Origin of the sequence: Planomonospora corallina (genome assembly GCF_042650625.1) — a bacterium.
In the GTDB taxonomy this organism is placed as follows: Bacteria; Actinomycetota; Actinomycetes; order Streptosporangiales; family Streptosporangiaceae; genus Planomonospora_B; species Planomonospora_B corallina.
Genome location: NZ_JBHSBM010000040.1, coordinates 125032 through 131108, shown reverse-complemented (window position 1 = coordinate 131108; position 6077 = coordinate 125032). Strand labels below are relative to the sequence as shown.

The window sequence follows — 6077 nt, the reverse complement described above, 5'->3', positions numbered from 1 at the left end:
CCGAGGGCATGGATGAGGGCGCGGGGGCGGGGGTGTGACGGCCGGAGGGCCGGCCGTACCGGGTCCGGGCGCCCCGGGGCGGACCTTCTCTTCCCCCTGCGCGGTGGTTCATGCATGCGGCGGACCGTGTAGAAACGGTGCCTGTGACGGAGCAGCGGACGGAACAGCTGAGCGGCGAGGAACTGGCCGCCGTGACCTCGGCGGTCCTGACCGGCTCGCGGCTGCTGGTCGCCATCGCCGCCCGCTCCCTCGGCGCCGTCGAGGACAGGGTCACGCTGCCCCAGTTCCGCATGCTCGTCGTCCTGGCCACCCACGGGGAGACCAAGCTCGTCACGCTGGCCGAGCGGCTCGGCGTCAACCCCTCGACCGCGACGCGGATGGCCGAACGGCTGGCCGCGGCGGGACTGGTCGCGCGCGAGGTCAACCCGCACAACCGGCGGGAGAGCCTGATCCGGCTCACTCCGGCCGGGCGGCGCACGGTCGACGAGGTGACGGCGCGCCGCTACGAGGAGATCACCGCGATCGTCTCGCGGATGTCGCCCGGGCAGTGCCGCGCCCTGGTCTCGGCGATGACCGCCTTCACCCGGGCGGGCGGCGAACCACCGGTGGGCGGCGACCACCCCCTCGGCTGGCCCGCCCCCTGACCCCGGCCCCTGACCCCGGCCCCTGAGCCCGGCGCCCGACCCCGGCGCCCGACCCCGGCCTCCGGCCTTCCGCGGCTCCGGACCGCGGCCCCCACCCGCCTCCCCGCTCGCTCCTCCCGCCCCCCACCCCCTGAGTTTCGGTCCATCCGCGCGGGGAACCGGGACCGCCATGGCGGCGGAACACGCCCGGGGCATATGCTAGAAATTAGGCATACCTTACCTAATTTGATCTCGTGGGGAGCACACATGGCAGAAGGCAGGCCCGTCCGCCGGGCGAGGCGCGGCGAGGTGGTGCGCACCCGGTGGCTCACCCCGCACATGGTCCGGGTGGTGCTCGGCGGCGAGGGTCTGCGGGACCTGCCCGCCGGCGAGTTCACCGACCACTACGTGAAGCTGCTGTTCGCTCCCCCGGGGGTGACGTACCCGCAGCCGTTCGACCTGGAGGCGATCCGCAACGACCTCCCCCGCGAGCAGTGGCCCACCACCCGGACCTACACGATCCGCGCCTGGGACCCGGACCTCTGCGAGCTCACGCTGGACTTCGTCCACCACGGTGAGAGCGGCCTGGCCGGGCCGTGGGCGGCCCGGGTCCGGCCGGGAGAGGAGATCTGGTTCCTCGGCCCCGGAGGGGCCTACGCCCCCTCCCCCGAGGCCGGCTGGCACCTGATGGCCGGTGACGAGAGCGCGCTGCCCGCCATCGCGGCCTCCCTGGAGCGCCTTCCCGCCGGAGCCAGGGCCCACGTGTTCGTGGAGGTGGCCGGGGCGGAGGAGGAGCAGCCGCTGGACTCCCCCGGCGACGTGGAGCTCACCTGGATCCACCGGGGCGGCGCGCCGGTCGGCGAGCGGCTGGTCGCCGCGGTCCGCGCACTGGACTTCCCCGCCGGCGACCCGCACGCCTTCGTGCACGGCGAGGCCGGCTTCGTCCGGGAGATCCGCCGCCACCTGCGGACCGAGCGCGGGATCCCGCTCTCGGCGCTGTCCATCTCCGGCTACTGGCGGCTCGGCCGGAACGAGGACGGCTGGCAGTCCTCCAAGCGCGACTGGAACCGGCAGGTCGAGGAGGAGGAAGCCGCCGTGCTCGCCTCCCGGTCCGCCGCCTCCTGACGTCCCCGCGCACGGCGCTCCCCGGCCCCGGCCGTCGCGGCCGGGGCGGGCTCCCGTCCCGGCCCGCGGGCGACGGCGTGCCGGAGGCCCGGCCGGGCGAAGACCCCGGACCTCACCTCCGGGGCCGGGTCCTCACAGGCGGCAGGCGTAGATGGCGGTGACCAGGATGGCCTTCGCGCCGAGCTCCCAGAGCTGGTCCATCACCTGCTGGTGCCCCGTGCGGGGCACCATGGCCCGCACCGCGACCCAGCCCTCCCGGTGCAGCGGGGAGACCGTGGGGCCCTCCATGCCGGGGGTCAGCGCGATGGCCTCCTCGATCCGCTCGGCGCGGATGTCGTAGTCCATCATCACGTAGTCGCGCGCCACCAGCACGCCCTGCAGGCGGCGGACGAGCTGCCGCAGGGCCGGGCTCTCCACCGCGTCCACCCGCTGGATCAGCACGGCCTCGGAGCGGGCGATCGGCTCGCCGAACACCTCCAGGCCGATGTTGCGCAGCGTGGTGCCCGTCTCCACGACGTCGGCGACGGCGTCGGCCACGCCCAGCCGGATGGCGGTCTCGACCGCGCCGTCCAGCTTGATCACCCGGGCCTCGACGTCCTGCTCGGCGAGATAGCGCTCCAGCAGGCCGGCGTAGGCGGTGGCGATCCGCTTGCCCTTCAGGTCGGCGACGGAGGAGAACTCCCCCGGGTTGGCCGCGAAGCGGAAGGTCGAGCGGCCGAAGCCGAGCGGGAGGATCTCCTCGACCCGGGCGCCGGAGTCGGAGAGCATGTCGCGGCCGGTGATCCCGGCGTCCAGCGTGCCCTCGCCGACGTAGACGGCGATGTCCTTGGGCCGCAGGAAGAACAGCTCGCAGGAGTTGTCGGGGTCGATGACCACGAGCTCCTTGCTGTCCTTGCGGACGCGGTATCCGGCCTCCTTGAGGACGGTCTGCGCGCCCTCGGCGAGGGCGCCCTTGTTGGGGACGGCGAGACGCAGCATGACGGGAGGATTCCTTGTCTGGACGGGTCGGGTCTGCACAGTGAAAGCACGGGAACCGCACACCGGCTCACTGAAGAGCCGCCCTTTCAGGCCGCGGAGGGAGTACTACCGCTTTCCACGGTCCGATCCGGTCAGGTCCGGTGGGGTCAGGGTGTTCCGCGAGAGCCAAGCGGGGCATGCGCAGTCTGTTCTGTTCGAAACGCGGCAGGACGTGCCGTGTCCGCGCGGGGAGGCTTCGGGGTTGCCCGGCCTGTGAACCGCGAACCGACAGGCCCGCCGGAAGGCCGGGTGCTGGAATCCCCGGTCTTCCACCGCGGGAGGACGTCAAAGATGCTTGTAGACCTCGTCCAGTCCGATCCCCTTGGCGATCATGAGGACCTGCACGTGGTAGAGAAGCTGGGAGATCTCCTCGGCGGCCCGCTCGTTCGACTCGTGCTCGGCCGCCATCCAGCTCTCGGCGGCCTCCTCCACGACCTTCTTGCCGATGGCATGGACTCCGGCGTCCAGCGCGGCCACGGTCCCCGACCCCTCGGGGCGGGTGCGCGCCTTGTCGGACAGCTCGGCGAACAGCTCTTCGAAGGTCTTCATGATCTCTCTCGGCGTCGTCGGATATGCGCACCCAGCCTAATGGCCCGTGCCCTGTGGCCGTGCGCATGTCCACCCACCGGGACCCGCCCGCCTCTTCAGAGGCGGGCGGGTCCCGGTCACACCGGGTGGGCCTCGTTCACGCAGCGCAGGACCGGGGCGGCCAGCAGCCGCTCCGCGTCCAGCGTCCGCCCGGTGGCGACGTGGAAGACCGCGCTCTCGCCCGGCAGCAGCGTCACCAGCATGTCGTCGACCCGGGCGTCCGGGTCCAGCCGGTCCGGGAAGAGGGCCAGCTCGCGCACGAGCGTGCGCGCGGTCACGGTCACCCGGTACCCGTCCCCGACCGGCTCGGCGTAGGCGTCGTAGGCCGCCTCGGGGAGGGCCGCCCGCGCGTCCTCGGCGAAGAAGGACAGCGCGCGGACCCCGTCCAGCCGCGCCGCCAGCAGTTCCCCGGCCGGGTCGCCGGGCACGCCGACCGTCTCCGGGAGCGGCACCCGGGCCACCGAGCGGGGGGCGGCCTCGACCCGGACGGTCTCCTTGGCCAGCGGGCGGCCGTCGAGGCCGTGCCGTACCAGCTCCAGCTCGCCGCGCCACGGCTCGGCGGTGTCGTTGACGACCGCCACCTCGCCGTCCTGCACGGTCAGCAGCCGGTCGGCGTAGGCGCGGCGCAGCGCGTACCAGAGCGGTTTGCGCCGGCCGTCGCCGTCGACGGCGGACCAGGAGACGGCCGGCCAGCAGTCGTTGAGCTGCCAGACGATCGTGCCCGCGCAGTGCGGGGCCAGCGCCCGGAAGCGCTCGACGCCGAAGGCCATCGCGCGGGCCTGGTTGAGCTGGGTCAGGTAGTGCCAGTCGTCGAAGCCCTCCGGCTGCGGCAGGTGCGCGCCCAGTCCGCGCAGGAGCTTGGCGGCACCGTCGGCCGCCTTCTGGTGGTGGAGCACCAGCGGCGCGTCGGCGGCCAGCTCGCCGCCGACGGCGCGGCGCAGCGTCGCGTACGCCGGCGGCCCCTGGAAGCCGAACTCCGCCACGAAGCGGGGGGTGTAGGCGGCGTAGCGGGTGTAGTCCTCGCGGTTCCACACGTCCCAGATGTGGACCGTGCCGCGCGCCGGATCGTTGGGCGGCAGGTCGGGCGCGCCGGAGTAGGGGCTGCCCGGCCAGTAGGGGCGGGTCGGGTCGAGTTCGGCGACGACCGCCGGGAGCAGGCCGTAGTAGAAGCCCGCCCCCCAGCTCCGCCCGGCCAGCTCCCGGCGCCAGCCCCAGTCGGCGTGGCCCTCGATGTTCTCGTTGTTGCCGCACCACAGCACCAGGCTCGGGCGGTGCGCCAGCCTGGCCACGTGCCGGCGGGCCTCGGCCTCCACCTCCGAGCGCAGCGGCTCCTCCTCCGGGTAGGCCGCGCAGGCGAACGGGAAGTCCTGCCAGACCAGCAGGCCCAGCTCGTCGGCGAGGTCGTAGAAGTCCTCGCTCTCGTACAGGCCGCCGCCCCACACGCGCAGCAGGTTGACGCCCATCCCGGTCGCCTGGGCGAACCGGGCGGCCAGGCGCTCGCGGGTGACGCGGTGCGGGAAGCAGTCGTCGGGGATCCAGTTGACGCCGCGGACGAAGACCGGCACGCCGTTGACCTTCACGGTGAAGGCGCCGCCGTCGCGGTCCAGCTCGACCGCGCGGAAGCCGATCCTGCCGTGCCAGCGCCGCGGGGCCGGCCCGCCGCCCGCGCCGCCGGCACCCGGAGCGCCGCCGTCCGTAGCACCGCCGTCCAGAGCGCTATCCAGAGCGCCGTCCGGGCCTCCTCCGCCGTCCGGGCCCTCGTCCGGGCCCCCTCCGTCCGGACCGCCGCCGTCGCCCAGCCGTACCAGCAGGTCGTACCGGGGCTGGGCGCCGTACCCGCGCGGCCACCACAGCTCCGGCTCCGGCACGGTCAGCTCCAGTACGGCCTCCCGCCCGCCCGGGGGGAGCTCCGCCCGCGCGGTCACCCCGGCGGCCCCGGCGCTTCCGGCGGCCCCGGTGACCTGCGCGGTGAGCGTGAGCGGCTCCTCGGCCGCCCGCTCGACCCGCACGTGCACGGCCACGCGCCCCGCCGGCCCGCCGGCGCCGTCCTCCAGGGTGACCAGCGGGCGCACCTCGGCCAGCCGGGCGCCGCTCCAGGACTCCAGGCCGATCGGCCGCCAGATGCCGGCGGTGACCAGCGTCGGCCCCCAGTCCCAGCCGAAGTTGCAGGCCATCTTCCGGATGAACGGGTACGGCTCGGCGTAGGCGCCCGGCCGCTCCCCGAGCGCGGCCCGCTGCGCCTCGGCGTAGGCGTAGGCCGAGTCGAAGCGCACGGTCAGCGTGTTGGCGCCCTCGCGCAGCAGGTGCCGCACGGCGAAGCGGTAGGAGCGGTGCTGGTTGGCCGTCGTGGCGACCTGCACGCCGTTGAGCAGGACCGTGGCGACCGTGTCGAGCCCCTCGCAGACCAGGTCGGTCCGCTGGTGCCCGTCGTCGCTCCAGTCGAAGGTGGTCTCGTAGACCCAGTCGGTCCGGCCGATCCAGGCCAGCCGGGTCTCGTTGTCGTCCAGGTAGGGGTCGGGGATGAGCCCGGCGGCGAGCAGGTCGGTGTGCACGCAGCCGGGCACGCTCGCCGGCACGCCCGTGACCTCGACGCCGCGCGAGACGGCCGTGAGGGTCCAGCCGTCGTGCAGCGGACGGTACGAACTCAAGTGGATCTCCTTAGCGGTCGCGCGTCGCCGGGGCGCGCCCGGTCTCCGGATTCACCGGACGTCCCCGGCCCGGTCC

At 74.3% G+C, this 6077-nt stretch carries 5 protein-coding genes; 2 read left to right on the top strand and 3 right to left on the bottom strand.

The window, feature by feature from the left end:
* The first annotated feature begins 143 nt into the window (after window positions 1–143).
* A complete protein-coding gene (locus ACFOWE_RS27435) occupies window positions 144–644 on the top strand; it encodes a MarR family winged helix-turn-helix transcriptional regulator (protein WP_377292798.1) in 501 nt (166 codons plus the stop codon).
* 246 nt (window positions 645–890) lie between these two features.
* On the top strand, window positions 891–1748 hold the full coding sequence (locus tag ACFOWE_RS27430) for a siderophore-interacting protein (protein WP_377292796.1): 858 nt from the start codon (window positions 891–893) through the stop codon (window positions 1746–1748).
* 132 nt (window positions 1749–1880) lie between these two features.
* Here the strand turns inward: ACFOWE_RS27430 and hisG are convergent, their stop codons facing one another.
* The 3 genes from hisG to ACFOWE_RS27415 all read right to left on the bottom strand — a co-directional run bounded on the left by hisG (window position 1881) and on the right by ACFOWE_RS27415 (window position 6001).
* Complete coding sequence (gene hisG / locus ACFOWE_RS27425; protein ID WP_377292794.1) at window positions 1881–2726, bottom strand: ATP phosphoribosyltransferase; 846 nt, start codon at window positions 2724–2726, stop codon at window positions 1881–1883.
* Window positions 2727–3050: 324 nt separating this feature from the next.
* Window positions 3051–3314 (bottom strand): phosphoribosyl-ATP diphosphatase, encoded by a 264-nt coding sequence (locus ACFOWE_RS27420; protein ID WP_344863292.1) that lies wholly within the window; start codon window positions 3312–3314, stop codon window positions 3051–3053.
* Window positions 3315–3430: 116 nt separating this feature from the next.
* On the bottom strand, window positions 3431–6001 hold the full coding sequence (locus ACFOWE_RS27415; protein WP_377292792.1) for a glycosyl hydrolase 2 galactose-binding domain-containing protein: 2571 nt from the start codon (window positions 5999–6001) through the stop codon (window positions 3431–3433).
* Window positions 6002–6077 lie beyond the last annotated feature (76 nt).

Excerpts from the sequence above, each read along its gene's own strand:
- ACFOWE_RS27430 (WP_377292796.1), top strand. The coding sequence starts at position 891 with ATGGCAGAAGGCAGGCCCGTCCGCCGGGCGAGGCGCGGCGAGGTGGTG.
- hisG (WP_377292794.1), bottom strand. The coding sequence starts at position 2,726 with ATGCTGCGTCTCGCCGTCCCCAACAAGGGCGCCCTCGCCGAGGGCGCG.
- ACFOWE_RS27420 (WP_344863292.1), bottom strand. The coding sequence starts at position 3,314 with ATGAAGACCTTCGAAGAGCTGTTCGCCGAGCTGTCCGACAAGGCGCGC.